At 71.7% G+C, this 20144-nt stretch carries 14 protein-coding genes; 3 read left to right on the top strand and 11 right to left on the bottom strand.

Annotated elements, in window-relative coordinates:
- Positions 1-26 precede the first annotated feature (26 nt).
- The 3 genes from ACFC96_RS21625 to ACFC96_RS21615 all read right to left on the bottom strand — a co-directional run bounded on the left by ACFC96_RS21625 (position 27) and on the right by ACFC96_RS21615 (position 2910).
- Entirely contained in the window at positions 27-554 is a 528-nt protein-coding gene (locus tag ACFC96_RS21625) for a DoxX family protein (RefSeq protein WP_376613619.1), read from the bottom strand.
- A 125-nt stretch (positions 555-679) separates the two neighbouring features.
- On the bottom strand, positions 680-1945 hold the full coding sequence (locus ACFC96_RS21620) for a hypothetical protein (protein ID WP_376613617.1): 1266 nt from the start codon (positions 1943-1945) through the stop codon (positions 680-682).
- A 173-nt stretch (positions 1946-2118) separates the two neighbouring features.
- Positions 2119-2910, bottom strand: coding sequence for a class II aldolase/adducin family protein (locus ACFC96_RS21615; protein ID WP_376260081.1), 792 nt, complete (start codon positions 2908-2910; stop codon positions 2119-2121).
- 117 nt (positions 2911-3027) lie between these two features.
- Here ACFC96_RS21615 and ACFC96_RS21610 point away from each other — a divergent pair, with 117 nt between their 5' ends.
- On the top strand, positions 3028-3507 hold the full coding sequence (locus tag ACFC96_RS21610) for a pyridoxamine 5'-phosphate oxidase family protein (RefSeq protein WP_376260083.1): 480 nt from the start codon (positions 3028-3030) through the stop codon (positions 3505-3507).
- 138 nt (positions 3508-3645) lie between these two features.
- On the opposite strand, the gene guaA is transcribed toward ACFC96_RS21610, so the two are convergent.
- Positions 3646-5232 carry a glutamine-hydrolyzing GMP synthase gene (guaA, locus tag ACFC96_RS21605; RefSeq protein ID WP_376260085.1) on the bottom strand — a complete coding sequence of 529 codons (1587 nt, stop codon included), beginning with the start codon at positions 5230-5232 and terminating at the stop codon, positions 3646-3648.
- A 322-nt stretch (positions 5233-5554) separates the two neighbouring features.
- On the opposite strand from guaA, the gene ACFC96_RS21600 reads away from it, so the two are divergent.
- Positions 5555-5872, top strand: coding sequence for a chorismate mutase (locus ACFC96_RS21600; protein ID WP_376260087.1), 318 nt, complete (start codon positions 5555-5557; stop codon positions 5870-5872).
- 617 nt (positions 5873-6489) lie between these two features.
- Here the strand turns inward: ACFC96_RS21600 and ACFC96_RS21595 are convergent.
- Positions 6490-7218 (bottom strand): hypothetical protein, encoded by a 729-nt coding sequence (locus ACFC96_RS21595; RefSeq protein ID WP_376260089.1) that lies wholly within the window; start codon positions 7216-7218, stop codon positions 6490-6492.
- Between the two features lie 264 nt (positions 7219-7482).
- On the opposite strand from ACFC96_RS21595, the gene ACFC96_RS21590 reads away from it, so the two are divergent.
- Positions 7483-8538 carry an LAETG motif-containing sortase-dependent surface protein gene (locus ACFC96_RS21590; RefSeq protein ID WP_376613615.1) on the top strand — a complete coding sequence of 352 codons (1056 nt, stop codon included), beginning with the start codon at positions 7483-7485 and terminating at the stop codon, positions 8536-8538.
- Positions 8539-8630: 92 nt separating this feature from the next.
- On the opposite strand, the gene ACFC96_RS21585 is transcribed toward ACFC96_RS21590, so the two are convergent.
- The 6 genes from ACFC96_RS21585 to ACFC96_RS21560 form a co-directional block, all read right to left on the bottom strand.
- A complete protein-coding gene (locus ACFC96_RS21585; RefSeq protein ID WP_376613613.1) occupies positions 8631-10457 on the bottom strand; it encodes a GMC oxidoreductase in 1827 nt (608 codons plus the stop codon).
- A 30-nt stretch (positions 10458-10487) separates the two neighbouring features.
- Positions 10488-12116: a succinic semialdehyde dehydrogenase gene (locus tag ACFC96_RS21580; protein ID WP_376613611.1), complete on the bottom strand. Its 1629-nt coding sequence runs from the start codon at positions 12114-12116 to the stop codon at positions 10488-10490.
- 200 nt (positions 12117-12316) lie between these two features.
- Positions 12317-14023 (bottom strand): serine/threonine-protein kinase, encoded by a 1707-nt coding sequence (locus ACFC96_RS21575; protein WP_376613610.1) that lies wholly within the window; start codon positions 14021-14023, stop codon positions 12317-12319.
- Positions 14024-14093: 70 nt separating this feature from the next.
- A complete protein-coding gene (locus ACFC96_RS21570) occupies positions 14094-15686 on the bottom strand; it encodes a protein kinase (protein ID WP_376260098.1) in 1593 nt (530 codons plus the stop codon).
- 98 nt (positions 15687-15784) lie between these two features.
- Positions 15785-17344: a protein kinase gene (locus ACFC96_RS21565; protein ID WP_376613743.1), complete on the bottom strand. Its 1560-nt coding sequence runs from the start codon at positions 17342-17344 to the stop codon at positions 15785-15787.
- 260 nt (positions 17345-17604) lie between these two features.
- Positions 17605-20109 carry a protein kinase gene (locus ACFC96_RS21560; RefSeq protein ID WP_376613608.1) on the bottom strand — a complete coding sequence of 835 codons (2505 nt, stop codon included), beginning with the start codon at positions 20107-20109 and terminating at the stop codon, positions 17605-17607.
- Positions 20110-20144: the final 35 nt, after the last annotated feature.

The raw sequence follows: 20144 nt of genomic DNA, 5'->3' as shown, positions 1-20144 counted from the left end.
GCCGCACACGGATCACAAGGATCCCGTCATCTCAGCCCGCCCCGGGACCGGCGCCGGGCCGCGAGCATCGCATCCACCGAGAACACCGACGCCCCCGCAAGCGCCAGCGGCAGCCACGCCATCAGGTACGCGAGATCGTTGCCCAGGTAATAGGGCTCGGTCGCCCAGCTCACCGTCAGCCACAGGCTCAGCGAGATCAGCATCCCGCCGACCGCGGCGAGCCGGGCGAGCAGACCGATCAGCGTGCCGATGCCGACGGCCAGTTCTCCGAAGGCGATCGCGTAGCCGAAGCCGGCCGGGTTCTTGAGCGCGAGGTCGACCATGGCGGGGATGGCGGAGATGTCCCGCACGCCGCGCATCTGCTCACCGATCGAGCCCGATCCGGTGGCGTGGAAGAACGCGCTGTCGGTCAGTTTGTCGAGCCCCGCGTAGATGAAGGTGACGCCGAGGAAGATCCGCAAGGGAAGGAGTGCGAACCGTTGAGCGGTGTCGCGCCAGCTGCCTGTGTCGTTGACGTAACCGGTCTGGGTGTCCGTCCGCATGCCATGAGCCATCGCCCGTCCGCCGCCTCTCGCGCCCGCATAAGTGCCCGCAGAATTGCCCTTCCTCAGACCATACGTACGAGTGGCTGCGATTGTTCAGTGACGTTTGGTCATTGCCGCAGGCCGGACGCGTGCGCTCAGTCCGAAACGTCGATCGCGCACCGGTTCGTCTCCACGCCCGCCGCGGTGACGACCTGGACGTCGACCCGCCCCGGCTCCACGTCCACGGGGACCGGGACCGTCAGGACCGAGTCGGTGGGGTTGGTGAAACCCCCTTGCACCGGGACGAGAGGCACATGGACGTGCACGGGTCCGATGCGGACGACCATGCGGGTGAGCCGGTCCGCGGTGGCCGCGCCGGGCGGCACGAAGCCGGCTCCGCGGATCTCGATGTCGTCGCCGGTGCGGATCGGCGCGTCCAGGTCCCCGGCCTCACGGGACCGCACGACCGAGAGGATCACGGGCCGGCCGCCCTCCGCGTACTTGGCCGCGAGATACGTGGCCGCCGAGACCAGGACCAGCAGGGCAAGCCCCCAGGGAAGATCCGGCAGCTGTCCGGGGCGGCGCGCGAGCCGCACCGCGACGAACACCAGGGCGACGGCCGAGATCAGCACGTACTGGATGTCGGCGAAGGTGCCGCGTCCCGAGTCGTCCGTGAGCAGGTCGGCGGCGCGCGGCCGGTCCGCGCGCACCTTCTGCAGGCGCTGGCCGAGCACGCGCAGCCCCACGACCCGACGCACCAGGACGGCGACCCCGCAGACGACGGCAAGGACGGTCACCACTCCGGCTCCCCGGGCGAGGTCGAGACCCGCGATCAGCGCGTCCCGTTCGCGGTGGCCGGAGGCGCCGGCCAGCTCGCCCGCCAGGACAAGGACCGCGTAGACCACGACGAGGACCCAGCACGCGGCGACGGCGCGGGAGGTGGACAGGCGGTTGTCCTCGCCGACGACCGGGGCGAGTACCCCGCCGGCCGCCCGGTGGACGTAGGCCGCGCCGGTCAGGAGGCCGCCCACGACGACCGCCGCCAGCAGCCCGGCCGTGCGCGCCGTCGTCCAGCCGGCGCCGATCGCCGTGAGCGCCTGCACGATCAGGAGCAGCGCGCACCCGCCCCACACCACGCCGACGGTGCGCGACCAGAGCCCCGCGAGCCACGTGTCGCCCTCGGCGCGCCCGCGATCGGCCATGTCGCGTGCGGACTGCGTCAGTTCGTCCGACACCCACTGGCGGGACGCGCCCGCCGAGTGGGCGACAGCGGCGGGCAGCCCTTGCCCGGCCGCCAGTTCGTCCCGCTTCGCGAGGAACGCGGCCACGGCCCTGCGGTGCCCTTCGCGCGCTCCGTGCGGGCAGTCGCCGCAGGTGCAGCCCCCACTGTGCGTTTCCTCTCGCGCCTCCTGGACCGCCACCCGGTACGCCCGCCTTCCCGTCCGGAGCCCGCCCGACCCGAACGGTCGCGCGTCAACTTCCGTGTGATGACTGGGAATTGTGCCGTACGCAAGGCCGTCCAGGGCCGCCAGGTCCGGTCAGAGGGGGTGAACGGTGAACACCCGTGTTGACCCCCGAGGCCACAGCCCCGCGCTCAGGACAGCAGATCCGGCTCCGCGCTGCTGATGTCCTGCCACAGAGGCTGGTGGTTGATCCACGCGACCAGGTCGCCGCCCAGCTGTTCCCGTGACGCCACGGCCTGACGATGGTCGATCAGGATCGGGCGGCCCGCGGCCCGCGCGGCGAGCTGCACCTGGCAGGAGCGCTCCATCGACAGGAACCACCACGCGGCCGAGTCGACGGATTCGCCCACGGTGAGCAGCCCGTGGTTGCGCAGGATGAGCGCCTTGTACGAGCCGAGCGCGGCCGCGATCCGCCGCCCCTCGTCCGGGTCCACGGCCACGCCGGTGTACTCGTCGAGCAGCGCGTGGTCCTCGTAGAAGGCGCACGCCTCCTGGGTGATCGGGGCGATCAGCTCGCCCAGCGTGGACAGGGCCCGCCCGTTGAGCGAGTGGCAGTGCGCGACGGCGACGACGTCGGGCCGCGCCCGGTGGACCTGGGCGTGGACGGTGAACGCGGCCTGGTTCACATGGCGGCGGCCCTCGACGACCTGCCCGTCCCCGTTGGCGAGGACCAGGTCGGACACGGTGACGTGCTTGAACGGCATGCCGAACGGGTTCACCCAGTAGCAGTCGTCGTACTCCGGGTCCCGCGCCGTGATGTGCCCCGACACCCCGTCCTCGTAGCCGAGGCGCCCGAAGATGCGCAGCGCGCCCGCGAGCCGCTCCTTGCGGTGCCGGCGCTCGTCGGCCGGGAAGTCATGGACGGGGGGCATCGCGAACTGGAGGTGTTCGGTGGGTACCGGCGGCGGCGTCTGCGTGGACATGGAGCGGAAGTTACCTTCGAGGAGCGCAGGAGGACAGAGGCGAGCGGTGAAGAGAGTGCGCCGAACTGCCGCTCATACCGGACAGCAGGTGTCGGGTATCCGCGCCAGACTCGGCGTATGACGTCGAACTGGGCCACATTCACCGCGGCCGAACCGGACCTCGCCAAGACGGTCGAGGAGCGCTTCGGTCAGTTCCGGCACCACACCCTGGCGACCCTCCGCAGGGACGGTTCGCCGCGCACGAGCGGACTGGAGGTGCGGTTCCTGCACGGGGAGTTCTGGCTCGGCATGATGCCTGGCTCGCTCAAGGCCCGCGATCTCCTCCGGGACCCGCGCTTCGCCGTCCAGGCCAACCCGGGCGACGGCACCGGCATGGGCGGCGGGGACGTACGGATCTCGGGCCGCGCGCTGCTCGTCGAGGACCCCGAGGTCATCGCCTCGTACACGGACTCGGTAAAGGTGCCCGACCCGGACGACTTCCACCTCTTCCGCACCGAGCTGACCGAGGTCACCCGCACCTTCATCGAGGACGACACGTACCTGGTCGTACAGGTGTGGAAGCCGGGCGAGCCGGTACGCACCGCCAAGCGCACCTGAGCCCCGCGGCACGCGGGGGCACACGCTCGGACACAGCCGAAGGCGCACGCTCCGGGCGCACGCGAAGGGCACACGCGAAGGCGCCGCCCCCTGCATGCAGCAGTGGGCGGCGCCTTCACACGCGGTGTCGGGGAGCGACTACTCCCACTCGATGGTGCCCGGCGGCTTGCTCGTCACGTCGAGCACGACGCGGTTGACGTCCGCGACCTCGTTCGTGATGCGGGTCGAGATCTTCGCCAGGACGTCGTACGGCATGCGCGTCCAGTCCGCCGTCATGGCGTCCTCGGAGGAGACGGGGCGCAGGACGATCGGGTGGCCGTAGGTGCGGCCGTCGCCCTGGACACCGACGCTGCGGACGTCCGCGAGCAGGACGACCGGGCACTGCCAGATGTCACGGTCGAGACCGGCCGCCGTCAGCTCCTCGCGGGCGATGGCGTCGGCCTCGCGCAGCAGGTCGAGCCGGTCCTTGGTGACCTCGCCGACGATGCGGATACCGAGACCGGGGCCCGGGAACGGCTGGCGCTGGACGATGTCGTCCGGCAGACCGAGCTCGGCGCCGACCATGCGCACCTCGTCCTTGAAGAGCTGGCGCAGCGGCTCGACGAGCGCGAACTCCAGGTCCTCGGGGAGGCCGCCCACGTTGTGGTGGGACTTGATGTTCGCCGTGCCGGTGCCGCCGCCGGACTCGACGACGTCCGGGTAGAGCGTGCCCTGGACGAGGAACGCGACGTCCTCGCCGTCGGCCGCGCCCTCGGCGACGATCTCCGCCTGCGCCTGCTCGAAGACACGGATGAACTCGCGGCCGATGATCTTCCGCTTGGTCTCCGGGTCGGAGACGCCGGCCAGTGCGTCGAGGAAGCGCTGGCTCGCGTCGACGACCTTCAGGTTCGCGCCGGTCGAGGCGACGAACTCCTTCTCGACCTGCTCGGTCTCCCCCTTGCGCATCAGGCCGTGGTCGACGTAGACGCAGGTCAGCTGGGAGCCGATGGCCTTCTGCACGAGGGCCGCGGCCACCGCGGAGTCGACACCGCCGGACAGACCGCAGATCGCGCGCTTCGTGCCGACCTGCTCGCGGATCGCGGCGACCTGCTCCTCGATCACGTTGCCCGTGGTCCAGGTCGGCTCGATGCCGGCGCCCCGGTAGAGGAAGTGCTCGAGGACCTGCTGGCCGTACGTGGAGTGCATGACCTCGGGGTGGTACTGCACGCCGTACAGCTTCTTCGCGTCGTTCTCGAAGGCGGCGACCGGCACGACGTCCGTGGACGCGGTGACGGTGAAGCCCTCGGGCGCGGCCGAGCAGGCGTCGCCGTGCGACATCCACACGGGCTGCTCGGTCGGGGTGCCCTCGAAGAGGGTGGAGCCGGGGCGGGAGACGGTCAGCGGCGTACGACCGTACTCGCGGGCGCCGTTGTCGTCGACGGTGCCGCCGAGGGTCGTGGCCATCAGCTGGAAGCCGTAGCACATGCCGAAGACGGGGACGCCGGCCTCGAAGATGGCGCGGTCCAGGCGCGGTGCGCCCTCCGCGTACACGGACGAGGGACCGCCGGAGAGGATGATCGCCTTCGGGTTCTTGGCGAGCATCTCCTCGACCGGCATGGTGCTCGGCACGATCTCGCTGTAGACGCGGGCCTCGCGGACGCGACGGGCGATGAGCTGGGCGTACTGCGCACCAAAGTCGACAACCAGAACGGTGTCAGGGGCGGCAGCGGGGGACGCTGATGGCACGGCGGCGGCCTTCCGGCGGTGGAACACGAGCAGGGGTCTGTTTTGTCGATTCTAACGGGCCCGTGAGGAGACTCTTCGTCTCATCCCACGGACGCGGTGGGCGGGGCCACTCGTGGCGGGGCATACTGGGGGTGTGACCAAGCACCGCATCGACTTCCTCTTTACCTATGGCAACCGGCCCGCCGGCTGCCATGGTGGAGCTGCTTGATCACCTGACAAGCGACTTACCGGGCGCCCCGGGCCGACAAGGCCCGGGGCGTTCTGTCGTATCCGGTCCTTGCCGCTCCGGGACACCCGTCCCCATACGACGAGGAGCCCCAGGATGACTGCCACCACCGCCACGACCAGCACCACCGCCACGGACACCGCCGAGAAGACCGGCGCCCGCACCTCCGAGGCCGCCGACGTGATCACCGGCGCCCGCGAGCGCATCGACACACTCGACGACCGGATCATCGGCCTGATCCAGGAACGGATGGCCGTCTCGGCCGTCATCCAGGAGGCACGGATCACCTCGGGCGGGCGCCGCGTGAACCTGGCCCGCGAGCTGGAGGTCCTCGGCCACTACAGGGACGCCCTCGGCAAGCCCGGCACCGGCCTCGCGATGACGCTCCTGGAGCTGTGCCGCGGCCGGGTCTGAGGCCTACGCGACGCACCCACGTTCGGATCCGCTCTCACCCGTACGGCGCGTGACCGGTGCGCGGCACCCTTCGTTGGTACCGATGTCCGTGCCAGCCAGGGGCGGGCCCGCTCAATCCACGCGTGGCTCCGCTGGAGCGATGAGACGTAGGGATCCATGCCGTACGTCGTGGGACCTCGCTCCAGTGTTTGTGACCGGACGGCAGGGGACAGCAGCCCGGTCACCCAAGAGAACGGCCGGTCCCGGGGACGCCCGGGGCCGGTCGGCCTCCCAGCAGAACCCTTCGCCCCTGTGGTCGAAAGGGTCGGTCGACACGGTGGCGCGCACGACAGACCCGCGAGCACGAAGCGCAGGAACCCCCACATCCCACAAAGCCCCACGTCCCGGGCTGCACAAGTGAATCGCCGCAGGTCCGCCCCATCCGCGCGCCACCGCGCGCCGGAGTGGCGACCCCTGGCAGACCCCCACCAGCGGCGCAACCCCCCGGCGCCGCTCCCCCGGCACCGACGCCGCCCTGACGTCGGTGCTGAAGGCCAAGGGCCCCGCGGACGCGTCCGCGGGGCCCTTCGCTGTGCCGTCGAGCCGATCCGGACCCGCGGATCACCGGACCGTGCGGATCAGACGGCCTTCTCCAGCTTCGCGAGCTGCGCCGCGACGATCGCCTGCGGCACGTCGGTCTTACTCGAGTCCAGCATGTTCATGGTGTAGAAGGCCACGACCGTCGAGCCGCTGCGCACCACGGTGAAGGTCATCGGGACCTTGTCGCCGTCGATGACGCCCTTCACGTCGTACGAGACGGCCTCGTCACCCGCGTCGGGCGCGGGCCGCTCCTTGACGCCGCTGTACTTGTAGTCGACGTGCTCGTACGCGGTGCAGTTCTTCGAGGCCGTGCGCAGGTCCTTCATGACCTCGGCGGCGTCGGCACCGTCGTGCGCGAGCAGCGCCAGCGAGGTCACCTTGGGATCGAGTTCGTCCGTCGCCATGAGCGTGCGCACGACGCGGTCCTTCGCCGTCGGCTGCGTCGAGAACATGAACATGTCGGCGAGCGGCTGGCACGCGGCCGGCTTCGCGGGGACGCTCTCGGTCGGCGGCAGGTCGTTCTTGCCCACCTTCTCGACCTTGTAGCCCTTGACGTCGCCCGTGGCGACGACGGCCTTCTCCAGCTCTGCCGCGGTGAGCGCCTTCGCCCCCTCCTCGGCGGGCTTCGCCGGCGCCGAGGTCTTCTCCGAAGCGGCCGGCTTCTTGGCGTCGTCGGTGGTCTCGGAGGACCCCCCGCACGCCGTCACCACACCCAGCGCCGCGACCACGGCGGCAGCCGCCACGGCACGCCTCACACCTGAGTTCACATTCCCACCTTCGTCTTCTGCGGCACGGCGCCACGCGTCGGCCCGTACCGAGGCGCCATCCAAGCCCGCGACCGGCCCCCTTTACCAGCGCTTTGCGTAACGATCGGAGATCGCCACAAAGGTTGTACGGGGCCCTGGGTGAGCCAGCTCACATAAGAATCGCGTTAGTTGGAGGGCAACCATTTCCCGGGGCTGCCGGTCACATGTGCGGAACCAACGGCCACACCCGCGACCCCACAACGCGGAGGCCTCTCAGCTCGTACTGTGCCGAAGCAGTACGCCGGACTTTCCGAGGTCTTCATGAAGCTTCGCCGTGCCCTGGCCGCCGCGGCCGCGACGGCTGCCATAGCCCCGATCGCGCTGCTGTCGGCTCCGGCCGCGTTTGCCGACGGGGAGGCGCCCGACGCCCCCGCGGCGGTTTCCGACGAGACGCCCGCGTCGACCCCGGCCGAGACGCCTGCGTCGACCCCGGCCACGCCGTCGTCGCCGGAAACCACCCCGTCCACCCCCGAGACCCCTTCGACGCCGGCCTCCACGCCCGCGACGAACGACACCGCCCCGTCGGGCACGCCGTCCGACTCCACGTCGCCGTCGCCGTCCGCATCCGCGACGCCGTCCGACGAGCCGACCGACCCGACCGGCATCTGCGAGGTGGACAACGAGGACTACCAGTCCAAGCTGTCCGTCTCCCTCAGCGGTCTGCCCGGCAAGATCGCGGCCGGCAGCGGCTGGCACGGCTTCACCCTCAACGTGAAGAACCCGACGAAGACCGACCTCGACGAGGCCATCTTCTACGCGGGTGTCGGCCCGAACGACGAGAACGCCGAGAACGCGTACAAGGCGAGCCAGGTCCGCCTCCAGGCGAAGGTCGACGGCACCTGGGTCGACATCGACGACGGCGACGGCTACTCGTTCGGCTTCCTCGACCTGTCGGGCATCAAGGCCGGCAAGTCCGTCAACTACCAGCTCCGCCTGAACGTGAAGGCCGGCGCCCCCATCGGTGAGGGTCTGACCATCGGCGGCGGCTTCTACAACGACGACGAGCTGGACTGCCTCAGCGACACGTCCGCCAGCTACATCATCCAGATCGTGAAGCCCGGCACGGACACCGACGGGACCAAGCCGCAGGAAGGCGGCAAGGTCCCGATGCCGTCCGAGAAGCCGAACGACGACAACACCCAGGAGGTGACCGGCAGCCTCGCGGAGACCGGTTCCTCCTCCATGGTCCCGACCATCGGCCTCATCGGCGGCGTCGCCGTCGTCGCCGGTGCCGGTGCCGTGTTCACCGTGCGTCGCCGCAAGGCCGGCGCCACCGCGTAACACCCCCTGGGGGCGTACTACGCACACGAGAAGGACCTGCGCTCGGAGGGGGGCGCAGGTCCTTACGTGTGTCCGGGGTCAGCCGCCCGGTGTCACTTCGCGGTCTTCTTGGGAGGAACTGTCGGCATCCCCAGGAACGGCAGCTTCAGCGCGCCGAACGCGTCCTCCGGGACCGCCGGGTTCTTCGGCGCGACCGCGGACAGCCGCGCGTACGCCACGCCCTGCGCCGGACGCGGGTCCTCCTCGCCCTTGTTGGGCCAGTACGACATCGCGCGCTCGGCCTGCGCCGTGATGGTCAGGGACGGGTTGACGCCCAGATTCGCCGTGACCGCGGCACCGTCGACGACCGAGATGCCCGGGTGCCCGTAGACGCGGTGGTACGGGTCGATGACGCCCGTCTCCGGGGAGTCGCCGATCGGGCAGCCGCCCAGGAAGTGCGCGGTCAACGGGGTCCCCATCAGCTCGCCGATGTTCGAGCCCGCGAAGCCGTTGATCTCGGCCGCGATCGTGGACGCGGCGTCCACGGCGGCCTTGATCTGCTTGGGGTTGGGCGCGCCGTGGCCCTGCTCGGCCGTGAGCAGTCCCTTCCCGACGCCGTCCGGCTTCAGATACGTCGTCAGCGAGTTGTCGAGGGACTGCATGACCAGACCGATGATGGTCCGCTCGGACCAGCGGTGGTTGGAGAGCGAACGCGCCATCAGCGTCGGGTGCTTGGCCACGTTGGCGAGCCACCCGGCCACGCGGGACGAGCCCTGCGCGTAGGGGACCTGAAGGATCGTCATGCCGCCCATCGCGTTCGAGCCCTTGCCGTAGCGGACCGGCTCGATGTGCGTGTTCTCGTCCGGATGGATCGAGGACGTGATCGCGACGCCCTGGGTGAAGTCGACCTTGGGCCTGCCGTGACGCTTCTTGTAGCGGCGGTTGTTGGTCTGGGCCCCGACGAGCGCCTCGGAGTTCGTGCGCGTCAGCTCACCCAGCCTCGCCGACAGATACGGGAGTTGACCGCCGGACTTCATCCGGTGCAGCAGGGTCTGCGTGCCGTACGTGCCGGCCGCGACGACGACGCGCCGGGCCTTGAACGTACGGCCCGCGCCCTTCTTCCTGTCGTCCGTCGGGAGCGTCGCCACCGCGAAACCCCCCTGCGAGTCGTCGGTGACGGAGACGACCGTCGTCATCGGGTGCACGACCGCGCCCGCCTTCTCGGCGAGGTACAGGTAGTTCTCGTTGAGGGTGTTCTTCGCGCCGTGGCGGCAGCCCGTCATGCACTCGCCGCACTCGGTGCACGCCTTGCGGGCCGGGCCCGCGCCCCCGAAGTACGGGTCGTCGACCTGCGTGCCGGGCGCGGCCTTCGCCGAGCCGTCGGCGTCCTTGCCGTCACCGAAGAAGACACCCACGGGCGCCATGTGGAACGTGTCGCCGATGCCCATGTCCTGGGCCGCCGCCTTGAGGTGGACGTCGGCGGGGGTCATGGTCGGGTTGAGCCGCACGCCCAGCATGCGCTGCGCCTGGTCGTAGTACGGCTTCAGCTCGGCCTGCCAGTCGGTGATGTCCTTCCACTGCGGGTCCTCGAAGAAGGGCTTCGGGGGCACGTAGAGGGTGTTGGCGTAGTTCAGCGAGCCGCCTCCGACGCCCGCCCCGGCGAGGACCATCACGTTGCCGAGGAGGTGGATGCGCTGGATGCCGTACATGCCGAACTTGGGTGCCCACAGGTAGTTCTTGAGGTCCCAGGAGTTCTTCGGCAGCGTGCCGGGCTCGAAGCGGCGGCCCGCCTCGAGCACGCCGACGCGGTAGCCCTTCTCGGTCAGGCGCAGGGCGGACACGGATCCGCCGAAGCCGGAGCCGACGACGAGGACGTCGTAGTCGTACGCGGCGTCGTCGTCGCTCGCGGCTCCACTGCGGGCAGAGTTCTCCTGTGACACTGGCTCTCCTCGTCGAGAACGGGTGGTGCTCTAACGAAGACGGAAGGTCTTCATCGCCTTCAGGCTGCGGCTCATGAACGCGGCGTACTTCTCGTCGGTCATCCCGAACGACGGCGCCATCGGCATGATCCGCTGGTGCGCGACGGTCTGCGCCTCGGTGTACTTGAGGATGCCCTCGGAGCCGTGGCGGCGGCCGAGGCCCGAGTCCTTCATGCCGCCCATCGGCGACTGGACGCTGCCGTACGCGGGCGCGTAGCCCTCGTTGATGTTCACCGTGCCGGTGCGCAGCCGGGAGGCGACGGCGTGACCGCGCTTCGCGTCCTTCGTCCAGACCGAGGAATTCAGGCCGTACGAGGTCCCGTTGGCGAGGTCGATGACCTCGTCCTCGTCCGTGAAGCGGTAGATGGAGACGACCGGGCCGAAGGTCTCCTCGTTGCAGACGGCCATCGGCGCCTCGACGCCGTCGAGGATGGTGGGCTCGAAGAAGTACGGGCCGATGTCGGGGCGCGCGACGCCGCCGGCCACGAGCTTCGCACCCTTGGCGACGGCCTCGTCGACGTGCCGCGTCACCGTCTCCAACTGCCGCTCGCCGACGAGAGATCCCATGTCGGCGCCGTACGCGAGGGACTTGCCCAGGCGCATCGCCTTGGTGCGCGTGGCGAACCGCTCGACGAACGCGTCGGCGATCGACTCGTGGACGTAGAGCCGCTCGATGGAGATGCAGAGCTGGCCCGCGGAGGAGAAGCAGGCACGGACCGCGCCGGCCGCCGCCTTGTCGATGTCGGCGTCCTCGAGGACCAGCATCGCGTTCTTGCCGCCGAGTTCGAGGGAGACGCCGACGAGGCGCGCGGCGGCGCCCTGGGCGACCTCGCGGCCCGTGCGGGTGGAACCGGTGAACGAGACGTAGTCGGCGTGCTTGACCAACTCGGGCCCCACGACCGGGCCCTCGCCGAGAACGACCTGGAAGACCTCGGCGGGAAGACCCGCCTCGATGAGCAGGTCACGCGCCCACAGCGCGGTCAGGCAGGTCTCCGTGTCGGGCTTCATGACGACCGCGTTGCCGGACACGAACGCGGGGAGCGCGTCGCCGACCGACAGCTCGAACGGGTAGTTCCAGGGCGCGATCTGGCCCACGACACCGCGCGGCTGACGCAGTTCGGTGACCTTGGTGAGGGTCGGGACGGCGCCCGTGTGCCGCTTCGGCTTCAGATAGGAGGGGGCCTTGCGGCCGTAGTGGCGGGCCGCGACGGCGACGGCCTGGACCTCTTCGTGCGCGTGCAGGCGCGCCTTGCCGGTCTCCAGCTGGATCAGGTCGAGGACCTCGGCCTGGCGGGCGAGCACCAGGTCGTGGAAGCGGAGCAGCACGGCGGCACGCCGGCGCGCGGGCACCTTCGCCCAGACCGCCTGCGCGGCGCGGGCCCGCTCGAAGGCCTTCGCGACGTCCTCGGGCGTGGACTCGGGCAGGTCCGCCAGCTTCTCGCCGGTGAACGGCGTGTGGTTGGCGGTGCGGCCCGAGCCGGCCACACCCTTGGTGAGCTGGGCGACCAGCTCGGGCGTCACCACGTCGGCCACGGTGCGCGCGCCCTGCGGGGCGGGGGCGACCGGGTTCGTGCCGGTCTTGTCCGTACGGTCCTTGGAGATGGCCTGCGAGTCCGTCATGGCGCGAGCGTAAGCGCCCGTCAACGTTTTGGGTACCCACGGGTAACGAGGTTTCACCAAGCACTCACACGCCGCCAGCGATCGCTGGCAACAAAGCCCCTGATCAGGGCGTTGTCAGGGCCTTCACCCAGAGTTCGTCGATGTTCGCGGTGCTTGCCGATGCTTCTCGGTGCTCGCCGGTGCTTGCCGGTGCTTGCCGGTCAGACTTTGTCGATGTCGAGGTTGGCGATCGCCGCCTTCGCCACCTCACGCCCGCGCTCGGTGAAGTCTCCCCTGCCCGGGTAGTCGATCCACAGCTGGTACATGTCGCCCGACCGGGTCTTGTAGTAGAAGACCTTCGCCTCGCGCGGCTTGGGCGCGTCGGAATCACTGTCATCCGTGTAGGTGATGGTGTTCTCGGCGGCCTCACGGTCCTTGTACGTGGTCTTGGCGGTCCGGCTGTGCGGAACGGGCTTGTCCGCCATCCTCGGGTCATCACCCTTGTTGATCTCGTCGGAGTCCTTGTAGGCCTGCGCGGACGCGGAGCTCGCGATCCCGTTCACGCTGTCCTCGGACTTCTTCTTGAGCGAGAGGGTGATGGAGACCGCGTAACTCGGATCCCGGTACGAGACCCAGTGATCGGTCTTGATGATGCTGTTGTCCGCCACGGATCTGACGTACTCCGGCGGCGCCGCGAACGTCGCCGCGAGCGTCTTCTCCTGATGGTCCCGCCACCCGTCCGGCAACGGCCCCGCGAACGGGTTCGCGACCACCAGATACGCCACCACCGCCGCCGCGACGACCGCCGCGCCGACGCCGAGCAGCGCCTTGCGGCTGAGGCCGACGCCCTTGCCGCCGGGGCCCGTGAGCTGGACGGCCTGGGTGGGCGGCGGCTCGGGCGGGTTGGCCGCACGCTCCAGGAGGTCCCGCACACGCGCCGCGTTCGGGCGCCGGGCCGGGTCCTTGGCGAGCAGGCCGTTGATGGCCTCGGCGAGCGGGCCCCGGGCCGCGGCGGGCGCCGCCGGGGTCGCGTTGAGCACGGACTGGAGCGTCGCCGGCGTGTTGCTGCGGCGGAACGGCGACACCCCCTCCGTCGCCGCGTACAGGACGACGCCGAGGGACCACAGGTCCGAGGCCGGGCCCGGACGCTGCCCGAGGACGCGCTCCGGGGCGATGAACTCGGGCGAGCCGACGAAGCCGCCGGTGTCCGTCAGATTGGTCTCGCCCTCGATCTGGGCGATGCCGAAGTCGGTGAGGACCACCCGGTCGTGGCGGCCCAGCATCACGTTGTCGGGCTTCACGTCGCGGTGCAGGACGCCCGCGGCGTGCGCGGCCTCCAGGGCACCGAGCACCTCGAGGCCGATCCCGGCAGCGTCGCGGGCGCCGAGCGTGCCCTCCTGGAGCGCGTCGCCGAGCGTGCGCCCCTGCACGAACTCCATGACGATCCACGGCTGTCCGTCCTCGACGGCGACGTCGTGGACGTTGACCACGGCCGGATGGTCGAGCCGGGCCGCCGCACGCGCCTCGCGCCGCATCCGCTCGAAGACGGTGGCCCGCTCGCGCTCCGGCAGATGGTCGGGGACGCGCGGCTCCTTGACCGCCACCTCACGGTCCACCGTCTCGTCCTTGGCCCGCCACACGGTGCCCATGCCGCCGTGCCCGAGCTTGCTCAGGAGCCGGTAGCGCCCACCGATGAGGCGCCCCGCGCCGGGCTCGGACTCCGCGCTCTGCCGCGGCGGCACGACCTGGGTGGGCGGCGGCTGGTGCGAGGGCTGAGGCTGGGGATACGCGGCGGGCGGCTGCGGCGGCACCGGGGGCTCCTGGGCGTACGGGTTCCCCTGCTGAGGCCTGTGCGGCTGCTGCGGCGGCTGGAGTCCGAAACTCGTCGGATCGTTCGGTCCGTAGGCGGGTCCCCCGTTGTGACTCATGCCCCCATGCCTACCGTGCGGGACACCTCCGGATCCACTCCGGTCACGCAGTTGTGACCGCCCCGATGCCTCAGCCGCCCCCGGACGGCACGAAGGTGGCGACCGCCGTGTCGAAGTACCGCTTGGCCTCCGTGATCCGCCCGACCGGCGCCGACACCCACACGTCGTACATCCGGCCGCCCTGCTCCCAGCACAGGTCGTACGTGTGTCTCGCGCCCTCCGCCGCGCTGAAGCCGTTCCACGTGAACCGCCAGAGCGCGGCGGGCCGGCCGCCGTGGGTGGTGTCGGTGACGGAACCGTCGCGGTAGCCCGGGTTGTTGGCGGGCCCCTTCGCGTCGGAGCGGCGCTGCACCGCGCCGGGCCCGCCCGGGTCGGGGGCGGTCGCCTTGATGCCGATCCTGAACGTGTCGCCCGGCGACATGTAGAAGATCCGCGGTCCGTCGGGCTTGCGGCTGAAGTCGTCCGGCACGGCCAGGGAGAACCCCTCCGGGTCGACGGCCGTGCGGTATCCGGCGGGGGACGCGGGCCGCGTGCTCGTCTGCCGCTCCGTGACCGTGACCGTCGGGCGGGGCTCCGGGGCCGGGTCGGAGGGGGACGCCGTGTCGCCGGTGGGGCCCGGTGCGGACGCCGTGGGGCGGTGGGTGCCGCCGCCGTCGCCGCCGTTCACGAGGAGCGCGGCCGCGGAGACGCCGGCCCCGGCCATCGCGGCGACGAGCGCGGCCGCCGCGAGAGCGGCGCGGGGTGAACGCTTCTGCGGGGGCTCCGGAGCGGGCACCGTGGGGGTGTCCCGGGCGGTGGGCGTGTAGCCGGCCACGGCCCGCGGCGTCGTGCCCGTGGCGACGTACGCGCGAAGGAGCCGGTCGGCCTCGTCCAGGCCGAGCCTGAGCGCCGGATCACGCTCCAGCAGTCCCCGAACGACGGGCAGCAGAGGCTCGGCCTCGGTGGGCGGAACGATCTCGCCGACCACCACGGCGTGCATGATCCCGCCCAAGGAGTCGCGCCGGAACGGTGATTCGCCCGTCAGGGCGGCGCACAGCATCGCGCCGAGCGACCACAGGTCCGACTCGGGCCCGGTCCGCTCCCCCGCCATGCGCTCGGGCGCCGTGTACTCGGGCGAGCCGACGAAGGAACCCGTCTCGGTGAGCGTCGTCGCGCCGCTGACCTGCGCGATCCCGAAGTCCGTGAGCACGACGCGCTCGCTGCCCGCCTCGACGAGCACGTTGGCCGGCTTCAGATCGCGATGCAGCACCCCCGCCGCGTGCGCGACCCGCAGCGCTCCGAGCAGCGCGATCCCGATCCGGGCCGCCTCCCGCGCGTCGACGGGACCGGTCCGCGACAGCCGCTCGGCGAGTGAGCCGCCCTCGATCAACTCCATGACGATGTAAGGGCGTTCACCGTGCTCCACGACGTCGTGGACGACGATGACGTTCGGGTGTCTGAGCTGCGCGACCGCACGGGCCTCGCGCAGGGTGCGGTCCTTCTGGCGGCGGGCCTCGTCGGCGGAGAGCGACTCGTCGAGCACGAGTTCCTTGACCGCGACGCGCCGCCCGAGCAACTGGTCACAGGCACGCCACACGACGCCCATTCCGCCCCGGCCGATACGCGCCTCCAGCCGGTAACGTCCGGCGATCACACGGACGTTGCCCTCCCCCTCGGTCCCCATGCGTTCCATCATGCCGCACGGAACGGGCCCCGGAGGGGCCTGCTCCGGGCCGTCAAGGGATCAACGAAACCGCAGGCGGCCGCCGCCCGCCACGGTGCCTACGGTTCCCAGCTCCGCAGGATCGCGTCGAACTGCTGCCGCGCCTCGTCCCAGTCGGCCGACGGCACGGACAGATAGATGGCGTACTCGGTGCCGTCGTTCTCGACGTACGTCTGCTCGATGGCGTGCCGCGGGCCCGACGTCGTGTCCTTGTTGCCCGCGGTCCAGGTGAACTCCCACAGGGAGCCCGGCCGGTCGCGGTAGGTGTTGGGCTGCAGGTTGATCTGCTGATAGGCGGGCAGCTTCGTGACCTGCCGCTCCAGGTCCAGCTGGTGGTGGTACGAGTCGGGCCAGTCGGGGGACTTGTCGACCGCGATCCGCACGAAGTGGGCGCCGCCGTCCGGTGTGTAGTCGACCTGGGAGCCGTCCGCCTGCCGCTTCCAGCCCTTCGGGAGCATGAGGCTGAAGCCCTCCACGTCGTCGACGCGCACCCAGTTGTCCGGGATGCTCCCGGCCTTGTGCCGGCCGCCGCCGGAACCCGCCGAGGTACTCGTGGCCCCGTCCTTGCCGGAGTTCGTGTTCGAGGTCCGGTGACTCAGGTAGTGGTTCGCGGCGAACGTCCCGCCGCCGCCGACGAGCGCCGCCGCCAGCGCCACAGCGACGACACGCGGCCACTTGCGGCGGCCGGCCGCGGGTACCGGCACGGCGGAATGATGCACGCCTATCGCCGTCGACTTCTCCGGCGGCGTCGGCGGCGCCGCGGCATGCACCTGCGTGGGCACATAGGCCTGCGCCGCGCTGGACCGCCGTCCCTCGGCGGCCTCGGCGAGCATCGTCTCGGCCTCGTCGGCGGACGGGCGCGCGGCCGGGTCCTTGCGCAGCAGGGCCTGAATGACGGGCGCGAGGGCCTGCGCGTGTATGAGTTCGCCCGGATCGTCCTCGACGACGGCCTGCATCGTGCTGATCGGCGACGTGCGCCGGAACGGGGACTTCCCCTCGACGGCCGTGAACAGTGTGGCGCCGAGCGCCCACAGGTCGGACGCGGGTCCGGGCGCCGCGCCGCTGACCCGCTCGGGCGCCAGATAGTCGACCGAGCCGACTATCTCGCCGGTCCGCGTGATCGTCGAGTCGCCCTCGACCTGGGCGATCCCGAAGTCCGTGAGCAGCACCCGTCCGTCGAGGGAGAGCAGGACGTTGCCCGGCTTCACGTCGCGATGCAGGACGCCGGCCGCGTGCGCGGCGCGCAGCGCCCGCAGCGTCCACAGGCCGATGCGGGCGGCCTCGCGCGGCAGGATGCGGCCCGACTCCTTCACGGCGTCCGCGAGCGAGGGACCGTCGACGAGTTCCATCACGATCCACGGCCGGTCGTCGTGCTCCAGCACGTCGTGGACGGTGACGACCGCCGGGTGGTTGATCCGCGCGGCGGCCCGCGCCTCCGTCTGTGTCCGCGCGAGCAGTACGGCGCGGTCGGCCTCCTGCACGTACTGGGCCGCCGTCAGTTCCTTCACGGCCACGGCACGGTGCAGCACTTCGTCGTGCGCGCGCCACACCCGGCCCATGCCGCCGCGCCCGATCGAGTCACCGAGTCGATAGCGGCCCGCGAGGAGCAGGCCCTGCATCTGATTCACGTTCCCCCGCAGGCGCATTGGTCGTGCCACGGCCGCTCATGGCCTTGACAGAGCCACATTAGGGAGCGGCCCAGGTACAGGGAACCGGCGGGGGTGCACGGAGACCGCACTGTGACGCTTGTCCCCTGCCGCGACGGGAGCCGACAGGTCATCAACTGGGCGCATTCCGTACGCCGATTCGACGTCTGGCGTTGCATCAGCCCCTACGCCGGTGGACCGTCCGGCGTTGCATCAGCCCGAGTTCTGATACGTCAGCCCGTGCTCCGATACGTCGCCGAGGCCTGCTCGTACAAGCGCGTCACCTCGTCGCGCTCGGCCTCGGGACCCCGCAGCTGCACCACGTGGTAGCGGCCCCCCACGATCATCGCGAGGTTGCGTACGTACGTCTCACGGCCCGCCGAGTTCTGCCAGGTGAACTGGCCCTCGGCCATGGCCCGTCCGCCCACGTCGATCCGGCGCATCCCGCTGGAGGTCGCCCACGTCGAGTCGCGGAACGGCTGCAACTCGCGTTCCTTCTCCCGCTGGTACGTCATCGGATCGCTGCCGTACGCGGACGTGCTGTCGCGGCCCGGGACGACGACGAGCTCGAAGTCGCCGTGTGTGTAGAGGACCTGCCCCTGTCCGTTCCTGCCCTGCCGGTTCCAGCCCTTGGCGACGGCGACCCGGAACCCTTCGGGGTCCTTGCGCAGGGTGAAGCCCTGCGCGACCCCGGGTTCGGACGAGTCGGTCTGCGGATCGGTGGCGGCCGGGGTCGACGAGCGCTTGCCGCCGTTCTTCCCCTGCCCCTCGGTGGATTCACCCGCCGAAGGAGCCGGTGTGGACCTGCCGCCCTCGGGCGCGGGCCGGCCCCCGCCGGTGGCGCCCGCGTGATCCGTCGCGCCGTCCCCCGGGGTGCCGCCGCTCGGCTCGGCCTTCGGCATGAAGACCATGGCGTACGCGACCGCGGCGGCCAGCCCGAGCAGTATCAGGACGAGCAGGGTGCGGCCGAGTGAACGGGGTTGGCCGGGCTGCCGATCCGACCGGGTGCGACGCTCCGCCGAGCCCCGCTCCGGCCGCGTACGCCGCTCCGCCTGCGGACGGCGCTCGGCCTGCTGCGGATGCGCCCTGGCCCGCTTGTGCCGCGCGTGCCCGGCCCCGGCCTGGGCGGCGGAGCGCCGGCGACGCCTGCGCACGAGCTCGCCCCGGCGCCGTACGACCGGCAGCCGCGTGGCGTCGAAGGGGGGCGACGCCACGACGTTCGTGCCCGCCTCCGGCTCCGGCGCGGACCGCACCAACGACCTGAGCCACCCCCGCAGCTCCTCGAAGTCGAGCCGCTCCGTGGGGTCCTGACGCAGCAGCGACTCGACGACGGGCCGCAGGGGCCCGCACTCCTCGGCGAACGCGGGCGGCTCGGCGCACACCATCTGCACCAGCTCGCCGGTGTTCTCCTCCGGGTACGGGGCATGCCCCTGGACCGCGCGGAACAGGAGGGCGCCGAGGGCCCACAGGTCGGTCGCCGGGCCGATCGGGGCGGCCAGCTGCCAGTTCTCGTGGACGGGTCCCGCCTGCTCGGGCGCCCAGCGCTCGGTGACGGGCCCGACGAGGGTCATCCGCGCCTGCCGCGCGCGGTCGGCGGCGAGGGCGGTGGTGGGCCCGCGACCGGCCGCCGGGGCCGCCTGCTGCTGCGCGGGGATGAGCTGGTCCCCACGCGTGGCCACGGGCGCTCCGGGCACGGGGTCGGGAGTCTCAGGGGTGGAAGCGCTCGGCTCGGACCGCTCCATGCCGGGCCGCGGGGTCGCCCCGTGCCACGGACGCCCGGCGGAGCCGCGTACGCCGTAGGGGTCGTCGATCCGGCCGGGCTCCGCACCGCCGCCCTGCGCACCGGTGCCGGACTCGTCCCCGTGCTCCGTGCCCGGCCCGCGCTGCGGCGGCGGCCCCGGCGTCCCGTCCGCGTCCGCACCCCCGCGCGCGGCGGCCCGTGCACCCGCCCGGTAAGCGGCTATCGCCCCCGCGCGCGCGGCACGCGGGTCGCTCCCGGCCTCGAGCGCGGCGGGCCGGGACGGCGCGGGCGCAAAAGCAGCGGGAGGGGTGTACGGGGGCGCGGGCGCCGAAGGCTGCGGCTCCCGGGGAGCCGGGGGCGCCGCGACGGCGGGAGGCGCCGGCGTCGGGTCGTAGCCGCACAGCGCCTCCTCCGCCGCACCGGCGGCGAGTCCGGTCAGCACGATCCGGCCGTCGTCGCACACGAGGACCGTGCGGGCGGTGATGTTCCGGTGGACCCAGCCGTGGGCGTGCAGCGCGCGCAGCGCGGTGAGGACGTCGGACGCGACCTCGGCCGCCCGGTACGGGGACAGCGGCTCCTCGGCGAGCAGCGCGGCGAGCGGCCGCGCGGAGACGACCTCGCTGACGATCCACAGCGAACCGCCCTCGGCGAACACGTCGAAGACCTGGTCGAGCCGAGGGTGGTCGGGTATCTGGGCAGCGGCCTGCGCGGCCTCGACGGCACGGCGCACCGCGGGATCAGCCGGCCTGCGCGTGGTCCGCGCCGCGTCCCCCCGCTCGCGCCGGCCACGCGACTCACGCGGCACGAACCCGTCCGGGAGCCCTTCGGCGTCGAGCACCTCGGCCTCGACGACTTCAGGTAACGGCACCTGCCTGACCAGGACTTCCTGGCCGCTGTAGGTGTCGAACGCCCGCGTCTGGGCGAACTCGTACGCGTCGTCCGGCGACAGCGGCAGGCGGTAGCGGTCGGCGAGCACTCGTCCGGCATAGTCATCCACGACGCGTCCCCCTGTCCGCCCGGTGGTCAATTCCG

Origin of the sequence: Streptomyces sp. NPDC055955 (genome assembly GCF_042270245.1) — a bacterium.
In the GTDB taxonomy this organism is placed as follows: domain Bacteria; phylum Actinomycetota; class Actinomycetes; order Streptomycetales; family Streptomycetaceae; genus Streptomyces.
This window is presented reverse-complemented; position numbering and strand designations above follow the sequence as displayed.